This is a genomic window from Flavobacterium ammonificans (assembly GCF_020886115.1).
Lineage (GTDB): Bacteria > Bacteroidota > Bacteroidia > Flavobacteriales > Flavobacteriaceae > Flavobacterium > Flavobacterium ammonificans.
In genome coordinates, this window is record NZ_AP025185.1 from 50,733 (window position 1) to 76,998 (window position 26,266).

The 26,266-nt window shown below is 34.5% G+C and carries 22 protein-coding genes; 8 read left to right on the forward strand and 14 right to left on the reverse strand.

Annotated features, from left to right (window positions below):
• Positions 1-72: 72 nt before the first annotated feature.
• The 4 genes from LPC20_RS00230 to LPC20_RS00245 form a co-directional block, all read right to left on the reverse strand.
• Positions 73-1,512 (reverse strand): RagB/SusD family nutrient uptake outer membrane protein, encoded by a 1,440-nt coding sequence (locus LPC20_RS00230; RefSeq protein ID WP_229325330.1) that lies wholly within the window; start codon positions 1,510-1,512, stop codon positions 73-75.
• Between the two features lie 18 nt (positions 1,513-1,530).
• Positions 1,531-4,665, reverse strand: coding sequence for a SusC/RagA family TonB-linked outer membrane protein (locus LPC20_RS00235; protein ID WP_229325332.1), 3,135 nt, complete (start codon positions 4,663-4,665; stop codon positions 1,531-1,533).
• Positions 4,666-4,887: 222 nt separating this feature from the next.
• Complete coding sequence (locus LPC20_RS00240; protein WP_229325334.1) at positions 4,888-6,435, reverse strand: RagB/SusD family nutrient uptake outer membrane protein; 1,548 nt, start codon at positions 6,433-6,435, stop codon at positions 4,888-4,890.
• An 11-nt stretch (positions 6,436-6,446) separates the two neighbouring features.
• Complete coding sequence (locus tag LPC20_RS00245; protein ID WP_229325336.1) at positions 6,447-9,488, reverse strand: SusC/RagA family TonB-linked outer membrane protein; 3,042 nt, start codon at positions 9,486-9,488, stop codon at positions 6,447-6,449.
• Positions 9,489-9,682: 194 nt separating this feature from the next.
• Here LPC20_RS00245 and LPC20_RS00250 point away from each other — a divergent pair, with 194 nt between their 5' ends.
• A complete protein-coding gene (locus tag LPC20_RS00250; RefSeq protein ID WP_229325338.1) occupies positions 9,683-10,282 on the forward strand; it encodes a ribonuclease HII in 600 nt (199 codons plus the stop codon).
• An 80-nt stretch (positions 10,283-10,362) separates the two neighbouring features.
• Here the strand turns inward: LPC20_RS00250 and lipB are convergent, their stop codons facing one another.
• Both lipB and LPC20_RS00260 read right to left on the reverse strand, forming a co-directional pair.
• Entirely contained in the window at positions 10,363-11,067 is a 705-nt protein-coding gene (lipB, locus tag LPC20_RS00255; RefSeq protein WP_229325340.1) for a lipoyl(octanoyl) transferase LipB, read from the reverse strand.
• Positions 11,068-11,166: 99 nt separating this feature from the next.
• On the reverse strand, positions 11,167-11,892 hold the full coding sequence (locus LPC20_RS00260; RefSeq protein WP_229325342.1) for a hypothetical protein: 726 nt from the start codon (positions 11,890-11,892) through the stop codon (positions 11,167-11,169).
• Positions 11,893-12,189: 297 nt separating this feature from the next.
• On the opposite strand from LPC20_RS00260, the gene lysS reads away from it, so the two are divergent.
• The 4 genes from lysS to LPC20_RS00280 all read left to right on the forward strand — a co-directional run bounded on the left by lysS (position 12,190) and on the right by LPC20_RS00280 (position 16,406).
• Positions 12,190-13,899, forward strand: coding sequence for a lysine--tRNA ligase (lysS, locus tag LPC20_RS00265; protein ID WP_229325344.1), 1,710 nt, complete (start codon positions 12,190-12,192; stop codon positions 13,897-13,899).
• 46 nt (positions 13,900-13,945) lie between these two features.
• Positions 13,946-14,824 (forward strand): helix-turn-helix domain-containing protein, encoded by an 879-nt coding sequence (locus LPC20_RS00270; protein ID WP_229325345.1) that lies wholly within the window; start codon positions 13,946-13,948, stop codon positions 14,822-14,824.
• 126 nt (positions 14,825-14,950) lie between these two features.
• Positions 14,951-15,358 carry a cupin domain-containing protein gene (locus LPC20_RS00275; protein WP_229325347.1) on the forward strand — a complete coding sequence of 136 codons (408 nt, stop codon included), beginning with the start codon at positions 14,951-14,953 and terminating at the stop codon, positions 15,356-15,358.
• A 7-nt stretch (positions 15,359-15,365) separates the two neighbouring features.
• Entirely contained in the window at positions 15,366-16,406 is a 1,041-nt protein-coding gene (locus LPC20_RS00280) for an alpha/beta hydrolase (protein ID WP_229325350.1), read from the forward strand.
• Positions 16,407-16,469: 63 nt separating this feature from the next.
• Here LPC20_RS00280 and LPC20_RS00285 read toward each other — a convergent pair whose 3' ends face one another.
• The 7 genes from LPC20_RS00285 to LPC20_RS00315 all read right to left on the reverse strand — a co-directional run bounded on the left by LPC20_RS00285 (position 16,470) and on the right by LPC20_RS00315 (position 23,030).
• Entirely contained in the window at positions 16,470-17,423 is a 954-nt protein-coding gene (locus LPC20_RS00285) for a transporter (RefSeq protein ID WP_229325352.1), read from the reverse strand.
• Between the two features lie 11 nt (positions 17,424-17,434).
• Positions 17,435-18,514: a cytochrome-c peroxidase gene (locus LPC20_RS00290; protein WP_338083180.1), complete on the reverse strand. Its 1,080-nt coding sequence runs from the start codon at positions 18,512-18,514 to the stop codon at positions 17,435-17,437.
• A 17-nt stretch (positions 18,515-18,531) separates the two neighbouring features.
• Positions 18,532-19,326: an MbnP family protein gene (locus tag LPC20_RS00295; RefSeq protein WP_229325354.1), complete on the reverse strand. Its 795-nt coding sequence runs from the start codon at positions 19,324-19,326 to the stop codon at positions 18,532-18,534.
• A gap of 124 nt (positions 19,327-19,450) precedes the next feature.
• Positions 19,451-19,816 carry a hypothetical protein gene (locus tag LPC20_RS00300; RefSeq protein WP_229325356.1) on the reverse strand — a complete coding sequence of 122 codons (366 nt, stop codon included), beginning with the start codon at positions 19,814-19,816 and terminating at the stop codon, positions 19,451-19,453.
• Positions 19,817-20,032: 216 nt separating this feature from the next.
• Positions 20,033-21,319 (reverse strand): glutamate-1-semialdehyde 2,1-aminomutase, encoded by a 1,287-nt coding sequence (gene hemL / locus LPC20_RS00305; RefSeq protein ID WP_229325358.1) that lies wholly within the window; start codon positions 21,317-21,319, stop codon positions 20,033-20,035.
• An 18-nt stretch (positions 21,320-21,337) separates the two neighbouring features.
• Positions 21,338-22,141 carry a glucosaminidase domain-containing protein gene (locus LPC20_RS00310; RefSeq protein ID WP_229325360.1) on the reverse strand — a complete coding sequence of 268 codons (804 nt, stop codon included), beginning with the start codon at positions 22,139-22,141 and terminating at the stop codon, positions 21,338-21,340.
• A complete protein-coding gene (locus LPC20_RS00315; protein ID WP_229325362.1) occupies positions 22,134-23,030 on the reverse strand; it encodes a 1-aminocyclopropane-1-carboxylate deaminase/D-cysteine desulfhydrase in 897 nt (298 codons plus the stop codon). Before LPC20_RS00315 ends, LPC20_RS00310 begins: the two co-directional genes overlap by 8 nt.
• A gap of 102 nt (positions 23,031-23,132) precedes the next feature.
• Between LPC20_RS00315 and LPC20_RS00320 the strand changes: the two genes are divergently transcribed.
• From LPC20_RS00320 to ilvA, 3 genes are all read left to right on the forward strand, one after another.
• Positions 23,133-23,312 carry a C1orf53 family protein gene (locus tag LPC20_RS00320; protein WP_229325364.1) on the forward strand — a complete coding sequence of 60 codons (180 nt, stop codon included), beginning with the start codon at positions 23,133-23,135 and terminating at the stop codon, positions 23,310-23,312.
• A gap of 51 nt (positions 23,313-23,363) precedes the next feature.
• Positions 23,364-23,924 (forward strand): DUF4136 domain-containing protein, encoded by a 561-nt coding sequence (locus LPC20_RS00325; protein ID WP_229325366.1) that lies wholly within the window; start codon positions 23,364-23,366, stop codon positions 23,922-23,924.
• Positions 23,925-24,013: 89 nt separating this feature from the next.
• Positions 24,014-25,258 (forward strand): threonine ammonia-lyase IlvA, encoded by a 1,245-nt coding sequence (gene ilvA, locus LPC20_RS00330; RefSeq protein ID WP_229325368.1) that lies wholly within the window; start codon positions 24,014-24,016, stop codon positions 25,256-25,258.
• On the opposite strand, the gene LPC20_RS00335 is transcribed toward ilvA, so the two are convergent.
• Positions 25,259-26,212, reverse strand: coding sequence for a GSCFA domain-containing protein (locus LPC20_RS00335; RefSeq protein ID WP_229325370.1), 954 nt, complete (start codon positions 26,210-26,212; stop codon positions 25,259-25,261). It abuts the gene before it with no gap.
• Between the last annotated feature and the right edge of the window lie 54 nt (positions 26,213-26,266).

The following is a 26,266-nucleotide window of genomic DNA, read 5'->3' on the forward strand; positions in this document are numbered from 1 at the left end:
GATAGTAGGGTATAAAAAAAACAGCAGTAAACGAATGCTTACTGCTGTAATTTATAATTAAAAAAATAATAATTAGTGTCCTGGATTCTGAACAGCCAATTTATTATACAATAATTCATTTAATGGTATTGGCCATAAATATTGAGTATCTGTTTTTGATACGGCTGGAGCTAATCCTTTTGCTGGGAAATTTTGACCCAATCTCATGATATCTGGAGAACTAAAACCTTCAGCCAATAATTCAATTCTTCTTTCAGTTAAAACTTGATCAATCAAATTCTGTGCAGTTGCAAAAGAAGAAGTTGTAAAAACTGTTGTAGCATCCGATCTACCTCTTACAGCATTCAATAAGGCTACAGCTCTAGCGTCAACTGAATTAGTACTTCTAGCAATTGCTTCTGATAAATTCAAAAGTACTTCAGCATAACGAATCACAGGAACAAAATCAGGATCAGTTTGAGGAGCAGTCCATTTATGAACATAAGCTTTACCACCAGTCACTACATTAAAAGTTCTTCTAGCATCCGTTGATTTCCAATCTGTGTTAGCAATAATCCCAGAAGGATTTAATGAATACTCCTGTCCACCTACAGCACTTGCATTGTAGTAAAAAACTAAACTGTTTTGAGTTCCAGGAACATCATTTGCACTGTAAGGAAAAGAAAAAATATTTTCTGCAGTAGTAGATTTGCCGAAAATAGTAGCTATGGAAGAAGCTAATGCATTAGCAACTCCTGTTGGTGCTGAGAATGGAGCCGAAGTAGAAACAATTTTATTTGCTTCAGTAATTACTTCTGGATATTTACCCATACTCAAATATACTCTAGTCTTTAAAGCTATTGCTGTATTTCTATGAGCTCTTGTAGTATTATTTAAAGCGTTAGAATTTGTCAAAGGCAAATTAGCCTCAGCTGCATTCAAATCTTCAATTACTTGCTTATATACATCTGCTACTGTTGATCTAACTAAATCATTGTTACCACCACTAGTCTCTGGTTTCAACCTTAATGGTAAACCTAAGGATGTTCCATTGTTTAATGTATATGGCTGAGCATACAAAGTCACTAAAGAATAATAAGACAACGCTCTTAAAAATTGTGCTTCGGCTGTATATCTAGCTTTCAATGCGTCAGAAACTGGGGCTGTTTTAACTCCTTCTATTAGTATATTACATCTGTTAATAGCAGTGTAAGCAGCAGACCATAAGTTCTGAACTTCATTAGTTGCAGACTGAACTCCAAAATTCCAGGTAAATAGATTAGTAACTCCATTGTTTCTTTCATTAAGAAACTCTGGCCCACGTACATCTTGGTAATTCATAAAACGACCACCGTAAAAGTTTCCAACCTTCACACCAGAATAAGCACCTAATACTAATTGCTCTATTCTTTCTGGTGTTGCAAAGGCATTAGCATCACTAATCCTAGTTTGATTAACCGGATTTAATGCTTCAGTATCGCTACAAGAAATAATAACCAAAGATGCCATTATTAGTAAACATAAATTTTTCATACTTGTATATTTTTAAAATTATAAACCTAAATTTAAACCAAATGAAATAGTTCTTGCCATCGGAGCAGAGTTTCTATCTACACTTGGAGAACCATTTGCATTTCCATTCGATGAAATCTCTGGATCAAATCCTGAATAATTAGTGATTGTAAATGCATTTTGAGCGCTTACATAAAATCTAAAATTAGTTAAACCCATTTTATCTAACAAACTCTTAGAAAGACTGTATCCTAAAGCGATATTTCTAAATTTAAGAAAATCACCTTTTTCTAAATTATCCGAAATTGGCATTGACGAACCATTAGAAACATTATCTCCCCATACAATTCTTGGAACAGCAGTCACATCACCAGGATTTTGCCAACGTGTCATTGCTTCAACTGAGTTATTCCAAACACGCTGATCTAACAATCCTGCTCTAGTACCATTATACACATAGTTTCCTCCTGAAAAATATACATTTACATTCAAATCAAAACCTTTGTAAGAAAAAGTATTATTTAATCCTCCAAAGAATGTTGGTAAGGCTGGCCCCATCACTTTTGCATCTAAAGCTTGGTTTGCTGCTCTAGTAGGAGTTCCATCACTAACTTTAGTCCATCTTGTTGCAGTTGGAGCAGAATGATCGTATTGTACAGCCGTTCCATCACCATGGAAGAATATTCTTCTACCATTAGCTGGATTTACTCCACCAGTTTGAACAATGAAGAAATTACCTATAGACTCACCCACTCTAATAATATTAGTATTTTCCAATTGAGTAGCTACAATAATATCAGAATTGTTAGCATCTAGCGCAGTAACTACATTCTCTTGTGTAGTAATGTTAAAGCTTGCATTCCACTTGAAACTCCCTTTTTCTAATATTTTAGCATTTAAAGTCAATTCATAACCAGTATTTCTCATGCTTCCAACATTAGATAAAATAGAACTACCTGGAATACCAGCTGAAGGAGATTGAGGTACACTTAAAATCAAACCATCAATATCATTCTTATAGTAACCAAACTCTCCTGAAATAACATCGTTGAACAATCCAAAGTTCAAACCTAGATCTAATTTATTACTAGTCTCCCAAGTTAAATTTCGATTACCTGCTCTATTAAAAAATAAAGTCCCACTTGCATTGTTCACACCTGCATCATAAAAACTACTAGCAGCAAAATCATTTAATCCTTGATTATTACCCACAACACCATAGCTAGCACGTAACTTTAATTGATTAACAACCTCAGGACTTACTAAATTTTTAAAGAAACCTTCTTCAACAATATTCCATCCCAAAGAAGCTCCCCAGAAATTACCCCATTTTTGGTCTGGAGCAAAAGCTGAATATCCATCGCGTCTTGCGTTAACAGAAGCAAAATATTTTTTCTTGAAATCGTAATTAATACGACCAAAATATGACTCTAGATAATTCTCTGTCAATAAATTTCCTGCAGAAACTATTGTACTATAATTTCCTTGGTACTCATTAAAGAAAGGATCAGAAACTCCTCGCCTTGAGGCTCCCCATGCATTAACATTAGTATATTGTCTTTCTGAACCTACTAAAGCACTTAAACCATGATTCTCAGAAAAATCAGCGTTGTAGTCTAACACATTTTGAATGTTTTTTCTTGTATAGCGATTCATAGTATTTGTTGCAGCTCCACCTAAAGATTGTCCATCTCCATTTAATGGACCTAAGAAATCCCTATTCTCTGCAATTAAATTATCAATTCCATACAATGATTTAAAGTTCAATCCTTTAGCCAACTTTAGATTAACATAAAAATTAGATGCAATCTGATCATTTTGAGAGACAAAGGTATTAGTATCTAAAATATATTGTGGATTAACCCACTGAAGAGCTGTTTTGTTATTTCCTTGACCAATTGCAGTAGCATTCAAATTATAACTACCATCTGCATTAAACGGACCAACGTTTGGTGCTTGAGCAAAAGCCAAACGTGCTGCTCCAGAAGAAGAAAAATTAGTCCCGAAAGTAGAACCCGTACTTAATCCGTTATTACGAGAATTTGTATAATTCATCGTTCCACCTAAAGTTAACCAACTCGTTACTTTTTGATCTATAGTAAAACGAGCCGTTTGACGTCTAAAGTCATTATTTCTAAACATTCCCTCTTGCTCTAACTGTCCAGCAGAAAGAAAATACTTAGTAGTTTCTGTTCCACCAGAAATACTTATGTTATGATTAGTAGCAACTCCAGTACGATAAATTAAATCATACCAATTAGTGTCTACTAATTTGCCATTAGCATCGTTCATGGTGTAAAAACCTCTTGTTGTACCATTAGCTGGAGTACCAGCATTTCTTAACCCTTCATTTTTGATATCTGTAAATTGTTGTGCATCTAAAACATCAATTAAATTAAATGGCTTAGTAAAACTCACATTAGTATCGAAGTTTACAGAGAATTTACCCGCTTTACCTTTTTTAGTAGTAATCAATATAACCCCAGCTGCAGCACGAGAACCATAGATAGCTGCAGATGAAGCATCTTTCAATACTTCAATACTTTCAATATCCGCTTGGTTAATATTAGCCAATGGATTATTATTAGCATTATTTTGATTTAAGTTGTCTCCGTTGAAAGAAGGAACTCCGTCAACAACAATTAAAGGATACGAACTTAAATTAATTGAGTTAACTCCACGAATTCTAATAACGGCTTGGTTACCCAAAACTCCATTAGGTTGAGAAATATTAACCCCTGCTGCTGCACCAGAAAGTGCCTGATCAAAACTTTGAACAGGAATATCTTTAATAGCAGCACCGGTAATTTTTGAAATAGCACCATTCACATCGCGTTTTTTCTGAGTACCATACCCCACAACAACAACTTCATCTAAAGTATTTCCTCCTTGCAATTTTACATTGATGGTATTAGAAGCTCCTACTTTAGCAGTTGCATCTTGCATTCCCACAAAAGTGATTACTAATACATCTCCAACCTTAGCTTTAATGGCATATTTACCATCAAAATCAGTTTGAACACCATTTTTTGTTCCTTTAACGACAACGTTAGCGCCTGGAATAGGGCCCGAAGCATCAGAAACAACTCCTGAAACTGTTTTCTCTTGTGCAAAAGAAAACTGCATTACCATCGCTAATAAAAGCGTGTAAATCCATTTGATTTTTAATCTCATAGTTAAGTTAATTTAATTAATATGCACAAATATGTGGAATAAAATGCAATAAACAAAGCACATATATAAATTAAACTAAATATTTAACAAAAAAAACAGCAAATTACTTATAATTTAAAAATACGGAATTTTAAAAATTAACTGATATTTAACTATTTACATAAAAAAAACAGCAGTAAACTTTCGCTTACTGCTGTTATACATAAAAATAATGTTAAATTATTAGTAACCTGGATTTTGTTGTATTGCAGGATTACCAACTATTTCTACTTGCGGAACTGGCAAAGCAAATTTAGTGCTAGTTAAAGGTAAATTACTTGGGTTAGCCGCAGGGAAAGACCATGAACTAGAAGCGTACTCTGAAGCATCTCTATCAAGTCCTGCACCAGCTAAAGTACCAATACGTTTCAAATCAATAAATCTGAACCCTTCAAAAGACAATTCCAATCTTCTTTCATCAAGAATTCCTTTCCAAGCTGCTTGTGCAGAAGCATAAACAGGTGCTGGTTGAGGTGTAGCAAAACGCGCATCTCTAATAGTTTTTATAGCAGTTGCAGCGCCCGCTAAATCTCCTGCAGCTACTCTAGCTTCAGCTCTAATGAAATACATTTCAGAAAGCCTAGCTACCATAAAATCAGGATTATAACCGTTGGTTGCTGTTACTGCAGCTTGACCTCCATGTTTATGTAATACAATGATATCAGTGTTTCTAACATCTGTAGCAGTAGCATAATTAGGATTAATAAGCGAAGGACTTGTACCTGTTAAATGAACCGTAGTATTTAATCTAAAATCACCTGGTACTTCAACTAGTTTATTATATAACGCTCTACTCACCTCATAAAAAGGAGAACCATTCACTCTATTAGCAACAGAAACCCAACCATTGTTCAAATTACTTGCTTGAGCATTTTGTTGAACAGTTCTTTTCAATCTAAATATAACTTCTGTGTTTGGTGACTCATTATGAGTATGAAAAACGGCATCATATTGTGCCTGAGTAGTCGCTAAAGAAATTCCAGAAGAATTAATCACAGTATTAGCAAAAACTTCAGCATTGGTGTAATCCCCTTTCAATGCAAAAGCACGTGCTTTTAATGCTTGCGCTAAAGCTCTAGAAGGATAAAATGTTCTACTTGCAGCAGCATAAGTAGCCGTATTAGAATTAAAAATTGTAATAGCAGCATCTAAATCTGCGTGAATTGATCTATAAAAAGCAGCATTAGTAACACGTACTGGTTTTTCTGTAGTTGCAATAATTTTATCCGCTAAAACTCCTGCTAAAGATGCATCATCTTTAGGGTTTGGAGAAAAATAAGATACAATTTTAATATGAGCTAACGCTCTTAAAACTAAAGCTTCAGCCTTTGCTCTATTAATAATTTGCTGATCTGCAGCATTGGTAGCAATTACTTTATCAGCAAAAGCTATAACTCTGTTCAATCGTGCTAGTGCAAAATATTGCGTTTGCCAGATTGCAGCAGCAGAACCATTATCCACGTTCATCAAAAAGATATAATCAGAAGTAATACCTTGACCTCCATTTTGAGATCCAGGTGCTGCCTCATCTGTGAATACTGAACTAAATACATACTCTGTTCTATTAGTTAAAATATTCATTGAAGAATTAACTAAATTAACTAAATCACTACTTTTTTGTATTGCTACATCCTCAGTAAGTGATCCAGGAGTAAAAGGCTCCAAAAGTTCTTCCGAACAAGAAGCAAATAGCATCGATGATGCTAACAAAATTCCAAATATTTTTTTCATAATTTCTATTATTAAAATTTAATATCTACACCTAAAGTGTATAATCTAGGTGTTGGGTATTGATAAACATCTAATGTTCTACTACTTTCTACATCAAAACCTTGCCATTTAGTAAAAGTTAATAAGTTCTCACCCTGAAGTGAAAAAGAAAGTGCAGTCATAAAAGTATTTTTCAAGAACTTTTGAGGAACATTGTATCCAATCTGAATGTTACGCATTCTAATGTATGATGCATCTTGTAAAAAACGATTAGACTCTCCAGACAATCCTAAGTTACTAGCTCTAAGAGAAGGCACATCTGTATTAGTATTTGTTGGAGTCCAAGCATTCAACATATCCGGAGATACTCTAAATTGACCTATGTTACCTGTACTGTATTGAGTACTTAAATCACTGTCAAAACGATATACTTCGAAAGCATAGGTAAACAAAGTGGATGCATAAAACCCTTTATAACTAAAGTCGAAACCAAAACCTCCTTGGTATACTGGAATATTATTTACTCCAGCTGCTTTTTTATCCGCTTGTACCGGAGTTTCAGTTGGTAAACCAGCAGCATTTTCAAACAACAATCTACCGTTTGCAGGATTAACTCCCAAGTAATTGTATACAAAAGGCTCGTTAATACTACCTCCATTTTTTGAAACATATAAACCACCTCCAGCGAAAATTTCACCTGTACCAGGAATATCACTTACAAGATTGGTGTTTTTTGAACCATTAGCTCTAATAGTCAATCGCATATCATTTTCAGGATTTCTGATCAAATCATAAGCTAAGTTCAATTCAAGACCCTTATTAGTAACGGTTACATCAACGTTTTGTGTCAAAGTTGAAGTTCCAGAAGTAGATGAAACTGGATTACTTAAAAACTGTTTTGATGTAGCTCTGCTGTAATAATCAACAGTTCCTCTAAGCCTTCCTTTAAATAACTCAAAATCCAAACCAGAGTTCCATTGAGTAGTAATCTCCCACTGTAATTCAGGGAAACCAAAACTAATTCCGTAACCTGTACCACCATTATAAGTATTGTTTGAAATAGAATAAATATCAGCAAAAGCTGGAGGAACGATACCTGCAAAAACAGTACCACCTACTACTCTTTGATTACCAACAGTTCCATAAGAACCTCTTAATTTCAAAACATCAATAAAAGTTAAATTATCCATAAACGATTCTTCATCTATATTCCATCTACCTCCTACTGACCAGAAGTTACCCCATTGCTTTTCGTCAATAAAACGAGAAGAACCATCTCTTCTTATTGTAGCAACTACTCCATACTTGCTTTTGAAATCATAATCAAAAGAACCAAAATAAGAAATTAAATCATTTCTCAAATTCGATGCGGATATTGTAGGCACATAAAAATCATTAGTCCCAGTATCTGCTGCATATCCAGCACCCGTGTTCGGCACATTAATTCCTTGAATTAAACCTCTTTGTCTGAAGTTATTTGTGTACAAACGTGAATGATTGTACTCCATGTTGGCGTTTACATTAAAAGTATGTTCTTTGTACTTTTTACCATAATTTATTTGCCATAGGTTGTTAAAATACCATTCTCTTCTTTGGTTTATATCTTCGAAACCGGTAAAATCTTGTCCAGCAGCTTGGAATAATAATCCATTAAATGAACCTGCAAATTCATTTTGAAAAAATCTAGTATCTAGCAATTGACCATTCAATCTGGTACGAATTACTAAATCTTCGGCTAAATCGTAAGAAAAATCAGAAGCAACATCAACACGAACTTCGTCAGTTTGATTTGCATACTGTTGTAATTTATCAACCAACATAATTGGAGTAGCCAAAAGTCCAGGAGTTGTATTGTAATAGTTTAATGCAGATCTTGGACCAGTATACACACTTAACGGCACATAAGGAGCTGAAATAAAAGCACCTAAAACATAGTTTCTATTAATAGCACCTTCACCTAAGTTGGTAGCCTCATTGTTTTTACTGAAACCGAATGAGCTGTTCACTTGGTATTTAAACTTCTCATTAGTTGATTTACCATTGATATTGTTTCTCAAAGTGAATCTTTGTAAACCTGTAGTTTCTAAGATACCATCTTGTTCGAAATATCCAAATGAAGTAAACGAAGATACATTTTTACTGCTATTTTCTACACTTAAGTTGTGTGATGTAGTAGTAGATTGTCTAAAGAAATAATTTACCCAATCCGTATCAATATCGAATGCATTAATTTGAGCATCAGTTAAAGTAGCACCTCTACCTGAACCGAAGTTTTTCTCAATTTGCAACAACTCTTTTGACGTTGCATATTGGTATTTTGGCAATTGAAGCTCTCCAACACCATATTGAGAACTGTATCTAAATGTAGTTTTAGACTCTCCAAATTGAGCTTTTTTAGTTTTAATAACAATAACTCCATTAGCACCTCTGTTACCATATTCAGCAAGAGCAGCCGCATCTTTCAATACAGAAGTAGACTCGATATCATTGGGGTTAATAGATCTAAAGTTATCACTATTAGATGGAAAACCATCAATCACGTACAATGGGTCTGAGTTACCTGTAATAGTACCAACCCCTCTAATAATAACTGTTGATTTAGCTCCAGGCTGACCTGTAGAAGCTGTAATGTTAACACCCGCTAACTGACCTTGTAGCGTGTTCATAACATTCGCGTTAGGTCTGTTTTCAATAGTTTTACTTGAAACTGTAGCATCAGATACTACCGCTTGCTTTTTAGTTATAGTTCTATACCCTTGAACAACAACCTCTTTCAAACTTACTCCGCTTTGAAGTTTTACATTAATTGTATTGGAAGCACCAACGGTTACCCTTGATTCATTCATTCCAACATAAGTAATTAATAAAACATCCCCAACTTTAGCTTTGATAGCATACTTACCATCAAAATCAGTTTGAACACCATTTTTTGTTCCTCTAACAATTACGTTAGCTCCAGGAATGGGTCCTGTTCCATCTGAAACAACCCCAGAAACTGTTTTCTCTTGAGCAAAAGAAAACTGCATAGATAACGCCAATAAAAGCGTGTAAATCCACTTGATTTTAAATTTCATAATACAATTAATTTTGAATTAGTTTAAACAAATATCTTAATTATTTCTTAATTAACAAATAATTATAAAAATAAAATCACATTTAACAAGTGTTTACAAAATTAAAATGCATTAAATCCAATTTTAAATCCAAAATATTTTTTAAATATTAATACAATTATTTTTACTTAATTTTATCACTTAAATTTAGTTAGATGTTACAACTACAATTCTCCCATTTTTCAATTGAATCCGGTACTGATGAAGCGGGTCGTGGCTGCCTTGCAGGACCTGTAACTGCTGCTGCCGTTATTTTACCAGAAAATTTTGAAATTAAAATCCTCAACGATAGTAAGCAATTGTCTGAAAAAGCTAGAGAACAATTACGTCCTATTATAGAGGAACAAGCCGTTTCTTTTGCAGTAACTCATTTAGAACCTGTAGTAATTGACGAAATCAACATTCTAAATGCTTCTATCAAAGCCATGCAAGAAAGTATTTTGAAATTGAATCCAAAACCTGATTACATTATTGTAGATGGGAATCGGTTTAAACCTGTTTTAGATATTCCGCACAGTTGTATTGTAAAAGGGGATGCAAAATTCATGAGTATTGCCGCAGCTTCGGTCCTAGCCAAAACCTACCGAGATGAATATATGAACAAAATTCATGAAGAATTTCCAATGTACAATTGGAAACAAAATAAAGGTTATCCCACTCAAGAACACAGAGAAGCGATACGAAAATTTGGGGTAACCAAATACCACCGTATGAGTTTTAGATTGTTGCCAGAACAGTTGAAACTGGAAATATAGAGTTTTAGACTTATTAGATCTTTAGATTTTAATAGGAATCTTATAATCTAAAAATCTAACTTTCTAATTATCTATTGATCTTATGATCTAATAAGCGAACATTCAAACAATTGAGTAAAATGATTAAGAATTTTAGCTTTCACCTCGTTTTCATCTACTCTTTCAACTCCTAATTCGACGTTCAATGAAGTTACTGCTTTGCCGCGAATACCACAGGGAATGATATTGTCAAAATACCCCAAATCAGCATTGACATTTAACGCAAATCCGTGCATAGTAACCCAACGAGACGCGCGAACACCCATAGCGCAAATTTTTCGAGCAAAAGGTGTTCCAACTCCCAACCAAACTCCAGTTTCGCCTTCGCTTCTGGTAGAATTCAAACCGTATTCGGCTAAGGTTAAAATAATGGCTTCTTCCAATAATCGCAAGTATTTATGAATATCGGTAAAGAAATTTTCCAAATCCAAGATTGGATAGCCAACTATTTGTCCTGGACCATGGTAGGTAATATCTCCTCCTCGATTGATTTTATAAAAGGTAGCCCCTTTGGCTTCCAATTGTTTTTCCGAAAGTAACAAATTACTCAAATCGCCACTTTTTCCTAAAGTATACACATGCGGATGTTCTACAAAAAGCAAATAGTTAGGTATAGGTAAACTGGTTTCGTCTTTTCTATTTTGGATTTTAAGATCGACAATACCTTTGAACAATTCCTCTTGGTATTCCCAAGTGGCCTTGTAATCTTTGTTCCCTAAATCGTATAATTGGATTTGTTTGTTCATTTGTCATTGCCCGGCACGAAAACATCTTTAGTCGTTCCTTTTTTTGTTTGTGTGCCAAAGGTACAAAGTTTTATAGATATACTTTTCTCAGAAATAAGTCTATTGTAAAATGACTTCCAAATTAGTGCTTTCGGGATTGGTTACGGCTTCAATAAGAGAAAACGTCAATACTAAAGATTTTTTGTCAGCACTAATGCTAGCTTTAGGATTAGAAACGGATTGAATTGGTTTTGGAAAATAATACCTCAACTCAAAGCTTTGTTTCAATGGAAATTTAGAAATACGCTCCTTGATAGTAGCCAACTCGTCCTGCTGTTTTTTGAGTTCAACAGGATCAGTTATTTTGACGATGCGATGAAATCGGGTTCCATCAAATGAGAATGCAACTGAATAATAATGTTCTTCGGCACTTAAAGCATAATTATTTTGAATGTTATCGGCATAATTTTCTGTTTTATACAAATCGGCGACATCCGAAATAGTTTTGAATTGCTGCGAAATCTGAGTACGAAACTCTTTTTCATAGGAACTTTTCTTGATCTTGACCTCAACTGGAAAGTGCTTTTCGTAAACCGATTTTTCAAAAGGTGTTAATTTTGCAAAGGTTTCTCGATATTTCTTGGCATAATCTTGAAATATATAAGTCGCATCTTGATATTCTTCCTCTTTAGAATAATTTTCGCCTGCAATAAACTGATACGATTGTTCATCTCGTAACATTTCAAGCAGAATACTTCCACTTCCATCAGTATGTAAGTGAATTGTTTCGGTAACTTGACAACTTTGAAAAATGATAATTGAGAAAGCAAAAAAGATTTTTTTCATTTTGATTTGGGTTTTGGGTTTTGGGCTTTTCAAATATACAAAAGGTTTTATAGGTTTTGAAAACAAAATCGCCTTTTCTAGCCCTTCCCGAAGCTTCGTGAGAAGCGGCATCCTTTTTTGTTGTGCTGGCTTCGAGAACCTCAGCCAGCAGAACTAAAAAGATAGAGCGGATAGCAGGACAAAACGGGATGAAAAACCGAAAATGGCTGCTCTTAAAAAAACCAAAATCATTTTCAAATATTGAAATTGCTACATTTTTAAATTTAACTATCTTTGCGCTCTTAAAATCAGAATACAATGGCATTATCCGAACAAGAAATTTTACGTAGAGAAGCACTTACCGAATTACGCAATTTAGGTATTGAGCCTTATCCAGCAGCCGAGTTTACCACCACCGCTTATTCGAGCGAAATCCTAGCCAACTTTGAGAAATACGAAGGTAAAGAAGTGGTTTTAGCGGGACGATTGATGGGGAAACGCATCATGGGAAAGGCATCGTTTGCAGAATTGAAAGATGCTGAAGGACGTATTCAAGTCTATGTTTCGAGAGATGACATTTCGGATGATGAAGAAAAAACGATGTACAATGTGGTTTTCAAAAAACTATTGGACATTGGCGATTTTATTGGGGTTCGCGGAACGGTTTTCAAAACACAAGTAGGCGAAATTTCCGTTCATGTTTACGGATTAACGGTTTTGGCGAAAGCCTTGAAACCACTTCCAGTTGTAAAAATGGATGCCGATGGAAAAATCCACGATGCCTTTGCTGATCCTGAACAAAGATACCGTCGTCGTTATGTGGATTTAACGGTGAACGACCATGTGAAAGATACTTTTATCAAAAGAACTAAATTGTTCAACTCCATGCGTTCGTTTTTTAACGACAAGGGGTATTTGGAAGTGGAAACGCCGGTTTTACAACCGATTCCGGGTGGTGCTGCAGCTAGACCTTTTATCACGCACCACAACTCGCTTGACATTCCTTTGTACATGCGTATTGCGAATGAATTGTATTTAAAAAGATTGATTGTGGGTGGATTTGAAGGGGTGTATGAGTTCTCGAAAAACTTCCGTAACGAAGGAATGGACAGAACACACAACCCAGAATTTACCGCTATGGAAATATATGTAGCCTACAAAGACTACAACTGGATGATGAACTTTACCGAAAACCTGCTAGAGCACTGTGCTATTGGGGTTAACGGAACAAGTGAAGTGACTTTTGGCGAACACAAAATCAATTTCAAAGCGCCGTATGCAAGAGTGACTATGACTGATGCTATCAAACACTTTACCGGTTTTGATATTTCTGGCAAATCAGAAGCGGAATTGTTTGCAGCTGCTAAAGGCATGGGAATTGACGTGGACGAAACCATGGGTAAAGGAAAATTGATTGACGAAATTTTTGGCGCTAAATGCGAAGGAAATTATATTCAGCCAACTTTCATCACGGATTATCCAAAAGAAATGAGTCCGCTTTGTAAACAACACCGCGACAATCCAGAACTGACTGAACGTTTTGAATTGATGGTGTGTGGAAAAGAGGTTGCCAATGCCTATTCTGAATTGAACGACCCAATTGACCAAAGAGAACGTTTTGAAGACCAAATGCGTTTGGCTGAAAAAGGTGACGATGAAGCGAATGGTGTTATCGACGAAGATTTCTTAAGAGCTTTGGAATACGGAATGCCACCCACTTCTGGATTAGGAATTGGGATGGATCGATTGATGATGTTCTTAACGAACAATGCGTCGATTCAAGAAGTGTTGTTCTTCCCGCAAATGCGACCAGAGAAAAAACAAGTTCAAATCGAATTGACTGATGAAGAAAAATTAATCGTTGATTTATTAAAAGCGAACAACAACCAAATGGATTTGGGTGCATTGAAAGCCAAATCAGAATTGAGCGGTAAAAAATGGGATGCTGCTACTAAAGGTTTATCTCAACACAAACTGATCAAAGTAAGTGTTGCTGGCGAAAGTAAAATAATGGAATTGATTGGATAAATTAATTTGAATTTTTCAACCAAAATATTTTTGCTGAAAACCTAATATGAACAAGACAAACATAAATAGATTTTCTGATTTCAACAGTGAATTAAGAGTAAAAGGCTTTAAAGTATTTGCTATTGAAAGCGAAAAATATGTTATTCGTTCCTACAATCGTAAAGAGTTTTTTAAAATTTGTATTGATATTGGCCACAATGTGGTGCACTATGCCGATAGGAGTTATGAAGTTAATGGCGCAATTTTATTTTTTGGTAACCCTAATATACCTTATGCTTGGGAAATAAAATCAAAAAAAAATTACGGGTTTGCGTGTATTTTTTCAAGAGATTTTTTAAGCCTAAATGAAAGAACAGAGAGTTTACTAAATTCGCCGTTATTTCACCTTGGTGGAACTCCAATTTTTTCAGTTAATGAGAATCAAAAAGTATTTTTGTGTAATTTATTTCAACGAATGATTACTGAACAAGATTCTGATTACAATCATAAAAAAGATTTGTTACGTAATTATATTCAAATTTTAATACACGAGGCTTTAAAAATAAATCCTGCAAAAGAAATTACTTCAAATAAAAATGCTTCTACTCGAATTACAACGGTTTTTATGGAACTTTTAGAAAGACAATTTCCAATAGAAACATCCGAAAGACCATTGCATCTTAAAACCCCTCAAGATTATGCAAATTCACTTTCTATTCATGTGAACCATCTCAATCGTTCTATTAAATCTATTACCGGAAAATCTACAACTTATCATATTTCAGAACGAATCGTTAACGAAGCTAAAAATCTGTTAAAGTTTACTGATTGGAACATTTCTGAAATTGCTTATAGTCTTGGTTTTGAATACCCTTCCCATTTTAATTCTTTATTCAAAAAAATAAGTGGTGTTACACCTACAGAACACAGACAATCAAATGTTTGATTTCTGTTAGTTACTATTTGATTGCTTTTAAAATATTTTAAACCATCAATGTAGTTTTGTCAAAATAATTTTTTTATTCTAACAAAATGTAAATTGAAAGAAAAAATTTACCGTAATCAAAATAATATGAAAAACAAAACACCAGAATTGACTTTTATTTTTCCTAAAGGAGAAAAAGGAACTGATGACTTTTTTACTGGGAATGCCTATCCAACAGCTCTCGTTGATGAAGATAGTATCTATAATACTTTAGTTGGAAATGTGTATTTTGAACCTAAAGCCAGAACAAAATGGCATAGCCACCCAGCCGGTCAAATTTTAATTATCACTGATGGAATTGGTTATCATCAAATAGAAGGTAAATCCATTGAAATTATTAAAAAAGGAGATGTTATAAAATGTCCCCCCAATGTTAAGCACTGGCACGGAGCAAGTGCTGAGACTGGTATGCAACAATTATATATAATTCCAAATACAGAAAAAGGAATTGTTGAATGGAACGAAAAAGTAACTGAAGAAGAGTATTTAAAATAAAAAAAAGATGAAAAAAATCATTACTACACTAGTCATATTTATACTAACATATGGACAAACATTTTCACAATCTAAAAATGACGTAATTATCCAATTAGAAAAAACAAATAATTATACTTTTGAATTAAGCCAAAAAGTTCTTAGGCAAAAAGTAACTTTTAAAAACCGTTATGGAATTACAATTTCTGGAGATTTATACATCCCAAAAAATTCAGAAAATGAAAAATTTTCAGCTTTAGCAATTAGTGGACCATTTGGAGCCGTTAAAGAACAATCATCTGGATTGTATGCCAATCAAATGGCAGAACGTGGTTTTATTGTAATTGCTTTCGACCCTTCTTTCACGGGTGAAAGTGGAGGAGAAACTCGAAACATAGGATCTCCTGACATCAACACTGAAGATTTCAGTGCTGCAGTTGACTTTTTGGGCTTACAAAAAAATGTAGATCGCAATAAAATTGGTATAATTGGAATATGTGGTTTCGGAGGTTTTAGCTTGAGTGCAGCTGCAGTTGACAAACGAATTAAGGCAGTTGCAACAACGAGTATGTACGATATGTCAAGAGTTATGTCAAAGGGATGGGAAGATAAAGGCACCTTAGAGGATAGAACAAAAAACTTAGAAAGAATGAGTCTTCAAAGATGGAATGATGCTGAAACAGGAAGGACTTCTTATAGACCAAGCACAAAAAATGAGCCTGAACCAACAAATCCAATCGCAAACGAATATTGGCAATATTATAAAACCCCAAGAGGATTTCATGAAAGAGCAATAAATTCAAATGGCAGCTGGGCAAATACATCTGCATTCCCTTTTATGAATTTCCCTCTTTTAACAAACATCAAGGAAATCTCTCCCAGACCAGTTTTAATTATTGTTGGCGAAAATGCTTTTTCAAAATATTTTGGAGAAGATGCTTATAATGCTGCAGCTGAACCAAAAGAATTATTTAAAGTTAAGAATTCAGGACATGTAGATTTATATGATAAACTTGATAAAATTCCATTTGAAAAATTATCTGCTTTTTTTAAAGAAAATTTAAAATAGTAAAGTAAAATTATACTATAAATATTTAAATAAAGGAGCTTCAATGAAGCTCCTTTATTAGTTTTACAACGAATAATTCAAATTAATACTCCAGCGGTAATTGGCTTCCACATTGCCGCCCGTTAAATTTTGTTTGATGGGTAACATGGCATTGGCGCCAAATGAAAAAGCATTTCGTCCTACTTCAAAACCAATTTTACCGAACAAAGCATTGCCTGAAGTTTCCTTTAATTGAATTCCGTGTTGGTAATTGCTTTCATACGTTTCGCCAGCCAATCCCAATTGAGGCGCAAAAGACAAGGCCTCTTTTTCGTATAAATAGAAAAATGTAGTCGCATAATTCAATTGGTTTCCAAAACGGTAGTTTTTCTGATTTTCGGTTTTAATCACGTAATTCAGCATGGTATTCAAGCCAAATTGTTTTCTTTTAACGATATATTCTGTAGCCAAAAGATAATCCCAACTTCCAGTTCCAACTTGAAAACTCGGGTTAATTGCTCCTGAATTGTTTTCGTTAAATTTTCCTGTGGGTAGTTTCAATCCGCCTCCCAATTGCCAAGTGTGAACTAAATAGGTGCTGTCTTTATGGGTTTGATACAAACGATACATGGCTAATAACGTAATATCTCCAATACCACGTATCGATTGCTCTCCTACTGGAGTGTCTCTATTGTGCGAATGATAGGGAAGTAAAACCGAAAGCTGCACATTTTCCTTTACGGGAATTCGAGCCCAAACTTGAGTGGTATTGAAATTTTCTTTGTACCAAAGCGAATTGCTGTACAAACCATCTGTCGATTGGTATTGTTGATTGAAATAACGTACCCCAACAAAATTAGAATTCAACATTGAAGCAAAACCCATGCTGCCTCCACTTGCAGAACATCCACAAGCATAACAATCATCTTCCATAAAATTATGGAATTTTGTAAACGGATTTTTAAACTGTAAGCTGTCTTTTTCGGTGGCGTTGGCCAATTGAAAAAGAACTATCAATACTAAGGTTATTTTTTTCATTTTAAAATAAATTAAAATTCAGAAAATCGTTTATCGGTTAAATACTGCGTATCCGTTAAGGTTTTCAAAAAAGCTATTAGTTGTGACTTCTCCGATGCAGTTAATGCAATTCCTAACATTCCATTCCGTTTTAAAATAGGATCCAATGTTGATGAATTTTCCACCTCTGAACTATAATGATCTAAAACCGCTTCCAAAGTATACAATCGCCCGTCGTGCATGTACGGAGCTGTTTTTTCGACATTACGTAAACTAGGCACTTTGAACTTGTGCAAATCTTGGGCTAATTCGGTTACTCTAAATCGGCCTACATCATTCAAGGCTGGATTTACTGGCAAACCATTATTTCGAAACGAATAATCCGTAAATAAATCCGTAGCATGGCAACTGGCACATTTTTGATTAAAAACGGCATATCCTTCTAATTCTTGTTGTGACATTGTACCTCCCGCTTCATTGCGTCGGTATTTATCAAAACGAGAATTGGATGAAGTCACCATCAACATAAATTGCCCCAATGCTTTGAGCATGTTTTCCGAATTGATTTCTCCATCGGCAAAAGCCAATTTAAACAACTTTTGATATTCGGCATCGCCTTTCATCATGGCAATGGCTTTACTAAAATCGCCATTCATTTCTATAGGATTAGTAAATGGCAAAATGGATTGCAAATCCAAATGAGTCACAGCACCATCCCACATAAAAGCAGTTTGATAGCCTAAATTCTGGATAGAAGGGGTGTTTCTTGTTCCAACCAAATCATCTACACCATGACTAAAAGTGTGTCCATGGTGCGTAAACGCATCTTCTTGTATATGGCAAAAACCACAAGAAACAGTGCCATCAGAAGCCAATCGCCCTTCGTAGAATAATTTTTTACCCAATTCAAATCCTTTTTCAGTGGGTGGATTATTCGCCAAATTATACGCTAATGGCGGAAAGTTAGAAGACACTTTAAATTCCAAAGGAATGTTTTGATACAGATCGTCTTGATCGTCTTGCAATTCCAAAACAGAGGTAAAATGAGCAACAACAGTATTTTTGTTTTCATTTCTAAAAAGATTTAAAAAAGCGGTCAGTGGTTGTACCAACCGCTTTTTAATTGAATTTAATCGTTATGTACGTGATCAATAGTGAACATTTTAGACACGTTAGCTGTAATTAAAGCTAGTCTATCACCGCTCATAATATCTCCTGAAGTTCCTGCTGTTACAGCAATTTTATTTTCACCATCTACTATTTTTTTAGCATCTGCCAAAATGTGAACTTGAGGTGTAATTGTAGTTCGAACTTTGGCTACGCTAGGAAATGGAATAGTGATTTCAGCATAATTGTAGGTTTCAACATTGTTGACTACCACTTTTCCAGTATGCACTCTAAAATTACGTGGAGTAGTTAAAGTTGATGATGTAGCATTTCCTTCAAAATTTACAAACTTATATCCACCTGTCCAATTCCACATCATTGACGCAGTTTGGGCTGCTGCTAAAAAGTCTCCTTGTCCTGTAGCACCTAACTCCCACTGTGCTCTATCTACACCTATTCCAAATTTTACACTTTTATAATCTGCTGCTGGAATTTTAGCCAAGTTTAAAATTTGACTTGCAGTTGTAGCTTCGTCTACAATAAAGTAACTAGTTGATTTAGGATAGGTAAAAGTAGTACCATCAGCTTTTGTCAAAACGATATTACTCACAATGTATTTTAATTGTGTTGCCTTAACTTTCTCTCCATTAGAATTCGTATATTCGGTATTGAAGGCAAAATTTGCTGATCCGTAAGTGTTATCAAACTCTAATTTTAAATTACCTTCTCCTGAAATTACTTCGTCATCATTAGAACAAGAGAATAAACTGATTGCGATTACAACAATCGCAGCGATATTTTTTAATTGAAATTTCATTTCTTAAATTTTATGTAAATACTAAATACTAGCAGTCTGTTCGTTTTAGATCAATCTAAAATGAACACACTGATTTACATTCGTAAGTAAAACGAATGAATGGCAACTCAATGCCAACTATAATTTAAGAAAGGATTGTGGGCGGGTGAAATTCTGAATTTGCATTCAAATAGGAATACAAATTTAAATAAGACGATCTGTTCTTACTTTGTTTAGAACAATCACAAGAAACTAAGTTATATGATTTAATGTCATTAAAAAATAAGACTTCTTGAATTGGTGAAAAGGATTTTTTGTCTGATGAAACAGGATTTTCTGTATCTATGGCTTTGGCCAATCCTTTCATTAATTGACATTTACCATTACATTGTAGTTTGGGTTTGTCTTTGTTTTCACAAAGTACTTTGCTAATGTATTCATAGTTAATAAGATAATCTACAACCGGGAGAATTGGCTTTAGAAATAAGGCGATTAATACTATGAATATCATTTTTTTCACGATGCAAAATTAATCAATAATCCATTTATATTTTAATTTATTGCCTACTATTTTTTGAAATAGATTTGCCAAAGTAGTATTGTAATAAAATTATGAAAAAGGGATTAATTCAAAAAAAGTTGAGAATGCTATTTTTTAGCATGTAATAAAAAACCGCAGATTCGCAGATTAATGATAATCTGCGAATCTGCGGTTTCATTTTTAAAATTAAAAAGTTTTAGACACTTTTTCAATGGCTTGAATCGTAACATCTAAATCTTCGTAAGTCAACGCATCAGTAATAAACCAGGTTTCGTATGCAGATGGCGCAATATAAATTCCTTCTTGCAACAAACCATGGAAGAATTTCTTGAAGGTATCATTATCTCCTTTGGCAGCTGATTGAAAATCAACTACAGGATTGGCATCAAAATGAACCGAAATCATAGAACCTACTCTATTAATGGTAAAAACAACATTATTCGCTTTTAAAACACGGTCAATTCCTGCCGCTAAATACGCGGTCTTTTCTTCCAATCGTTGAAAAATTGCAGGGTCGTTATTCAAAGCTTGTAACATCGCTAATCCAGCAGCCATAGCCAATGGATTTCCAGACAAAGTTCCGGCTTGATAGACTGGACCTAATGGTGCTAAATGATTCATAATTTCAGATCGAGCTGCAAATGCTCCCACTGGCAAACCGCCTCCAATTACTTTTCCGAAACAAACAATATCCGCTTGAATACCATACAATTCTTGCACACCGCCTTTTGCCAAACGGAAGCCGGTCATCACTTCGTCAAAAATCAACTGAATGCCATTCTCAGTACACAATTGGCGTAAGCCTTCTAAAAATCCTTTTTGTGGCGGAATACAACCCATATTTCCTGCAACAGGCTCCACAATAATGGCGGCAATTTCATTTTTATTGGCCTCAATTAAAGTCGCTACATTTTCTAAATCATTGTAACGAGCCAATAAAGTATCTTTGGCTGTACCTTCGGTTACTCCAGGACTATTGGGCGAACCAAAAGTAATGGCTCCACTTCCTGCCTGAATTAAAAACGAATCCGAATGACCGTGATAACAACCTGCAAACTTGATAATTTTATCTCTTTTAGTATAACCACGCGCTAATCGGATGGCACTCATACAGGCCTCCGTTCCTGAATTTACAAAACGAATTTTATCAATATTCGGCACCATCGAAACCGCTAAAGCAGCAATTTGCGTTTCTAATTCGGTAGGCATACCAAACGAAGTTCCCAATTTGGCTTTAGCCACAACTGCATCTACTACAGGTTCAAATGCATGACCCAACACCATTGGTCCCCATGAATTGATATAATCAATTAATCGGTTACCGTCTTCGTCATACAAATAGGCACCTTTAGCACTTTTTACAAAAATAGGAGTTCCTCCCACCGCTTTAAATGCTCTCACAGGTGAGTTTACACCTCCTGGAATTACTTTTTCGGCTTCAGCAAACAGCTGACTGCTTCTTTGGTATATCATTGTTATTGAATTTTGTATTTATTTTAATCGAAGTTTTTGACCCACATAAAGTGAGTTATCGATTATGTTATTTTTTTGTTTTACGGTTTCTACATCCAAATTAAACTTCTTGGCAATAGAAAATAAAGTATCTCCTTTTTGTACTTCGTACTCCCCTTGAGCTTGACTATCAGCAACGGGGGCCGACTCCATTTTCTTTTTGTTTAAAGTAAATTTTTTGCCCAAAACCTGACTATCGAATTGGTATAACTCATAACTTTCAATGTAGGATATTAACTTCTGAGGATAGTTTGGGTCAGTGGCATAGCCTGCTAATCGCAATCCTTTTGCCCAAGCTTCATAATCATCTTTTGGCAATTCAAATAAAGTAGCATAGCGATTTCTTCCTGTTAAAAATGTGGCATGATCTTTAAAGGATTCTGAAGGATCATTGTATTTCCTAAAACATTCCTGAGCCGCATCATCATCTTTCAATACACTTTCACCTTTCCAATCATTATGGCATTTGATCCCAAAATGATTATTAGCAGTTACCGCTAGCGAGCTTTTCCCAGCACCCGATTCCAAAATCCCTTGGGCTAGAATTATACTCGCTGGAATACCATAATTTTTCATATTGCTCATTGCTACATCTTTGTAATTGGCAATATAGTCATTGACCGTTCCATTCACCGTAATGGGTTTCGTAGGTTTTGATACGGTGGTTTTTTTGTTTCGATTCGAATTGTAACGATCGTCTTTTTGAGTGACTATCACCGATTTCTTAGCATGACAACCCACCAAAAGTAGTAATACGAAAACAAGAGCTATTTTTTTAATCATGAGTATGTAGTATTGGTACACCTTTATTTTTTAATTTTAAATTCATGCCTTGAATCCCTTGCAGGCCTCCGGTATGAATTAATAGAATTTTTGAATTTTTAGGAAAGTAGTTTTTCTCAATTAAATCCACTATCCCAAAAACCATTTTCCCGGTGTAAATCGGATCTAGAGGAATTTTAGTTTTTTCTAAAAATCGGTTAATAAAATCAACCAAGACCGTATTTACTTTTCCATATCCTCCAAAATGATAATCGGTTATTAATTCCCAATTTTCATTTTGCACAAAATTACGAATTTCATCTTGTAAAAAGTCCCCTTTTAGCGCAGGAAATCCTAAAATTTTTTGATGTGGTAATGCACTATTTATAATACCCGAAATTGTCCCGCCAGTTCCAATGGCACAAGCCACATAATCAAAGATACCATCTTCTTGAGTCAATATCTCTTCACACCCTTTTATAGCAAGTGCATTTGTTCCTCCCTCAGGAATTAGATAAAATGACTCGAATTTAAGCTTCAATTGTTCCAAAAAAGCAGCTTCCGTTTTCAAACGATAGTCCTCTCTGGAAACAAATTCGAATTGCATTCCACATTCTTGAGCAAATTTAAGCGTAGGATTAGACGCTATTTTGTCTGCTAATTCATCCCCACGAATGATTCCTATAGTTTGAAATCCATTTTCTCTTCCTGCATAGGCGACAGCCGCAATATGATTGGAATAAGCTCCTCCAAAAGTTAATAGTGTCGTTTGGCTTTCGGCTTTTGCTTGAAGCAAATTGTACTTTAATTTTCTGAATTTATTGCCTGACACAAATGGATGAATCAAATCTTCTCGTTTCATAACAAGAGAAATTCCGTTTGGTAAATCGATGGCAATAGATTGATTCAAAAAAATTGAAATATAAAATGTTAATTATTTAGTAAGAATTACAATGACCTCTATTTAATTTATAAATTTGTTTACAAACTAATTACTGTATACAATTGATTTATGGATAGGCAAAGTAATGAAAATAAATTAACAGCAGAAGAAGATTTCTATTACACCCCTGAAGGATATAAATGTTTTACGGAAAAATTCCATCTCAAACGTGGATATTGCTGCAAAAGCGGTTGTCGACATTGTCCTTACGGGTTTGATAAAAAAACGAACACCATTCGGAAAAAATAAATTTTAGGCATATTAATTGATTATTATTTAATAATTAAAAATTATATAATTATGAAAACAATACGATTATTTTCGATTTTTCTCCTCTTTACGATAGTATCTTGTGGTCCTATGGTAAGTATTAGTGCAGATTATGATACCAATGTTGACTTTTCAAAATACAAAAGTTACGCTTATTACAAACCAGGAATCGATAAAGTAGAAATTTCTGATTTAGACAAACGAAGAATTTTAAGAGCTATTGACGAAAAAATGCTTGAGAAAGGATTTGTAAAAAGCGAAACATCTGATCTTTTGATTTCTATATTCACAAAGTCTCGTGAACAGGTAAATGTAAATCAGTTCAATACTGGCTGGGGATGGGGTCTTGGCTGGGGTTGGGGCTGGGGTTGGGGTTGGAATCCATTCATGATGGGTGGTCAACAAACCGCAGTATCTACTTCTACCGAAGGAACCTTATATATCGATTTTATCGATGCTACTAAAAAAGAATTGATTTGGCAAGGAGAAGGTTCTGGCGTATTAACAAAGAATAGCCCAAAAAAGGAACAACGAATTAAAGAATTTGTAACTACTATTCTATCCCAATACCCGCCAACAATAAGTAAATAAATACCAACCTCCTTAATTGGAGGTTTTTTATTAAAAATACAATCAAAAGAAAGAAACAAATTGTATTTTTGAATTAAAATTAATAAACAATGAATCTTTTTGACGAAGCCGTAATTGCCCAACAGCAACTTCAAAGTGTAATTTCTCCTACGCCATTACTAGAAAACAGTATTCTTTCTGAAGAATTTGCTGCTACTATTTTGTTGAAACGAGAAGATTTACACAAAGTAAGATCTTATAAGATTAGAGGTGCGTTTAATAAAATTAATTCGTTAACCCCCTCCGAAAAAGAGCAAGGTATTGTGTGTGCTAGTGCTGGAAACCATGCGCAAGGCGTGGCTTTTTCCTGTAATATGTTGCAAATTAAAGGCAAAATTTACATGCCTAAAACCACTCCAAAACAAAAAATCAAACAAGTTCAACTATTTGGTAAATCGTATATCGAAATTGAACTAATTGGAGACACCTTTGATGACGCTTACGCTAAAGCCGTCACCGATGCAAAAGAAGCTAACAAAATTTTCATTCATCCATTCAATGATTATAAAGTTATTGCAGGACAAGCTACTGTTGGATTAGAAATTTTAGAATCACATAAAGAACCTATCGATTATGTTTTTGTCCCTATTGGAGGCGGAGGTTTATCGGCTGGACTATCCACTGTTTTTGAAAAATTAAGTCCAAATACTAAAATTATTGGGGTAGAACCTGAAGGTGCTCCAACAATGAAAACTGCTATAGCAGCTGGAAATAATGCCCCTCTAGCCTCAATTGATAAGTTTGTTGATGGCGCTGCAGTAAAGCAAGTGGGAGATTTGACTTTCGAAATATGTAAAAATTATCTTGATGATATCATTTTAGTTCCTGAAGGAAAAGTGTGTACAACCATTTTGCGTTTGTACAACGAAGAGGCCATGGTAGTAGAGCCTGCGGGGGCTTTAACTATCGCCGCTTTGGATTTTTACAAAGATAAAATTAAAGGAAAAACCGTTGTTTGTATCGTGAGTGGTAGTAACAATGATATAGAACGAACTGCTGAAATTAAAGAACGTTCTTTATTATATGAAGGTTTAATGCATTATTTTATTATCCAATTTCCACAAAGACCTGGTTCACTCAAAGAATTTGTTAGTGAGATATTAGGCCCGGAAGATGATATCACCTATTTTCAGTTTACTAAAAAGAACAATCGAGAATCAGCTCCAGTTGTCGTGGGATTAGAATTGAAAAACAAAAATGACATTCACGCCATTAAATCGAAAATGACAGAAAGAGGCTTTCAATACAATTACATCAACGAAAAACAAGATCTATTCAATCAATTGATTGGATAATTAAAACTGTACCGTTGGGTAATTTTCCTGTAATTTCGTGATTTTTTCTTGCAGTTTTGACAAGAATTTTTGATGACTTTCGGATGTTGGATTAAAGGGTTTGTGCAACAAACTCTTTTGTATAGCATCAATATCATCTAATGTAGACAATACCGTTTCAGAAATGGCAGTAGCTTTAAATCGTTGCCAAATATAATCTATTGCCATGGTGCTTGGATGCAATAAATCTTCTCCATAAAAACGATAATCACGCAATTCATCCATTATAATTTCATAGGCCGGAAAGTAATAGGCTTTGTCCAACAAATGATCCGAAAGTAAATTCTGTAAAGCTGTTATCAAATGGGCTTTACTTCGTTGATTTTCCACAAAACCATCCTTGATATGTCGTACTGGCGAAATGGTAAATACAAACGAACAATTGGGATTCAATTTCCGAATAGCATCTACCGTGTTTTGCATTGAAATTTCTATTGATGCTACTGATAGAATACGTTTGTCAAAATGCGATTGTGGCATTTTATGACAATTTGCCACTACAGCTCCTGATTTTTTTTCTTGATACACCCATGATGTTCCGTAAGTGATCATTACATGAGTGGCTTCTTTAATTTTTTGATGAGTCAATTCTAATTTTGCATTAAGACCCTCTAAAAACTCCAGTTTATTGTCAGAACTCAAATCAGAATGGACTTCATAACAATGAAACCGTTCGTTATGAAAAAAAATATCCTCTTCAGTAAACTTGATTTGATTGACAGCTCGAACGATTAATTTTTCAATAGATACTGGATTAAAAATTATCCCAAACGGATTAGTCGTATTATTAAATTTAAAATAGTCTAATTTCCCTCCCATGTTCACTGCAAAGCATGACCCTAAAGACAACATACTAGCATTGAAGTCAATTGGATTGGTTGAATTTGGAATAGGTATAGGAGTAGTGAATTTCATTTTCTGTATTTTGTTACTACAATGTACGATTTTTTTATAACTAATTGCGACATA

Coding starts and splice junctions, on each gene's coding strand:
- LPC20_RS00230 (WP_229325330.1), bottom strand. CDS start 1,512: ATGAAAAATTTATGTTTACTAATAATGGCATCTTTGGTTATTATTTCT.
- LPC20_RS00235 (WP_229325332.1), bottom strand. CDS start 4,665: ATGAGATTAAAAATCAAATGGATTTACACGCTTTTATTAGCGATGGTA.
- LPC20_RS00240 (WP_229325334.1), bottom strand. CDS start 6,435: ATGAAAAAAATATTTGGAATTTTGTTAGCATCATCGATGCTATTTGCT.
- LPC20_RS00245 (WP_229325336.1), bottom strand. CDS start 9,488: ATGAAATTTAAAATCAAGTGGATTTACACGCTTTTATTGGCGTTATCT.
- LPC20_RS00250 (WP_229325338.1), top strand. CDS start 9,683: ATGTTACAACTACAATTCTCCCATTTTTCAATTGAATCCGGTACTGAT.
- lipB (WP_229325340.1), bottom strand. CDS start 11,067: ATGAACAAACAAATCCAATTATACGATTTAGGGAACAAAGATTACAAG.
- LPC20_RS00260 (WP_229325342.1), bottom strand. CDS start 11,892: ATGAAAAAAATCTTTTTTGCTTTCTCAATTATCATTTTTCAAAGTTGT.
- lysS (WP_229325344.1), top strand. CDS start 12,190: ATGGCATTATCCGAACAAGAAATTTTACGTAGAGAAGCACTTACCGAA.
- LPC20_RS00270 (WP_229325345.1), top strand. CDS start 13,946: ATGAACAAGACAAACATAAATAGATTTTCTGATTTCAACAGTGAATTA.
- LPC20_RS00275 (WP_229325347.1), top strand. CDS start 14,951: ATGAAAAACAAAACACCAGAATTGACTTTTATTTTTCCTAAAGGAGAA.
- LPC20_RS00280 (WP_229325350.1), top strand. CDS start 15,366: ATGAAAAAAATCATTACTACACTAGTCATATTTATACTAACATATGGA.
- LPC20_RS00285 (WP_229325352.1), bottom strand. CDS start 17,423: ATGAAAAAAATAACCTTAGTATTGATAGTTCTTTTTCAATTGGCCAAC.
- LPC20_RS00295 (WP_229325354.1), bottom strand. CDS start 19,326: ATGAAATTTCAATTAAAAAATATCGCTGCGATTGTTGTAATCGCAATC.
- LPC20_RS00300 (WP_229325356.1), bottom strand. CDS start 19,816: ATGATATTCATAGTATTAATCGCCTTATTTCTAAAGCCAATTCTCCCG.
- hemL (WP_229325358.1), bottom strand. CDS start 21,319: ATGATATACCAAAGAAGCAGTCAGCTGTTTGCTGAAGCCGAAAAAGTA.
- LPC20_RS00310 (WP_229325360.1), bottom strand. CDS start 22,141: ATGATTAAAAAAATAGCTCTTGTTTTCGTATTACTACTTTTGGTGGGT.
- LPC20_RS00320 (WP_229325364.1), top strand. CDS start 23,133: ATGGATAGGCAAAGTAATGAAAATAAATTAACAGCAGAAGAAGATTTC.
- LPC20_RS00325 (WP_229325366.1), top strand. CDS start 23,364: ATGAAAACAATACGATTATTTTCGATTTTTCTCCTCTTTACGATAGTA.
- ilvA (WP_229325368.1), top strand. CDS start 24,014: ATGAATCTTTTTGACGAAGCCGTAATTGCCCAACAGCAACTTCAAAGT.
- LPC20_RS00335 (WP_229325370.1), bottom strand. CDS start 26,212: ATGAAATTCACTACTCCTATACCTATTCCAAATTCAACCAATCCAATT.